We start from the raw sequence: 677 nt of genomic DNA, 5'->3' as shown, positions 1-677 counted from the left end.
GGCCTTTTCACAGAGCTTGCTGAGAAGGCTAAAATTTCATTACAGTTTTTCCTGCTTTTGCCCCATTTTTGCGGTTTTGCGTTCCTTAGACTTCTTGTTGACCCTGCCGAAGGAGGGATCGTTGTGGCTACAGAGACCCTGGTCAAGCCTTCTGTAACCCCAAAGCACATGCCCATGTACCGGGTGTTGCTGCACAACGACGATGTCAACACCATGGAGTACGTGGTGCAGGTGCTGGTCAAGGTGATCCCATCCATGATGCCGCCGCAAGCCACCGAGATCATGCTAGAGGCCCACAACAACGGTGTTGCTGTGGTGATCGTGGTGCCGCGGGAGCACGCGGAGTTTTACTGTGAGCAGTTGCGTCAGCACGGCCTCACCAGCTCCATTGAGCCGGAACGCTAAGCAGGAGCGGTTGGGGTGGGCCTGCCGATCTCCAAGCTGAGGGCTTGTCCATTTCTGCTGCGTCTGCTGCTTTTCTTGGCGATCCCGCTCTTGGCCTGGCTGCCGTTGCTCGGGCTGGGGAGTTGGCTTCTTCCTGAACGACGGGAGTACCTGTGGCTGCTCCTGTATGCCCTGCTGCTAGCCTGGCTATGGATGTGGGGATCCGGGTTTGCCGCCTATGGACTGGATGGCAGTTGGCCTTGCCGAGGCGGGATCCTGTGGGGCCTGGGGAT

The 677-nt window shown here is 57.9% G+C and carries 1 protein-coding gene and 1 pseudogene; both read left to right on the top strand.

Annotated elements, in window-relative coordinates; genetic code table 11:
* The first annotated feature begins 123 nt into the window (after positions 1-123).
* On the top strand, positions 124-405 hold the full coding sequence (gene clpS, locus NW819_RS13880; RefSeq protein ID WP_414333897.1) for an ATP-dependent Clp protease adapter ClpS: 282 nt from the start codon (positions 124-126) through the stop codon (positions 403-405).
* Positions 406-420: 15 nt separating this feature from the next.
* A pseudogene (locus NW819_RS13875) lies at positions 421-677 on the top strand (CPBP family intramembrane glutamate endopeptidase); the annotation flags it as partial.

It is taken from the genome of Synechococcus sp. R8-2 (assembly GCF_047461715.1).
GTDB lineage: Bacteria > Cyanobacteriota > Cyanobacteriia > Thermostichales > Thermostichaceae > Thermostichus.
This window is presented reverse-complemented; position numbering and strand designations above follow the sequence as displayed.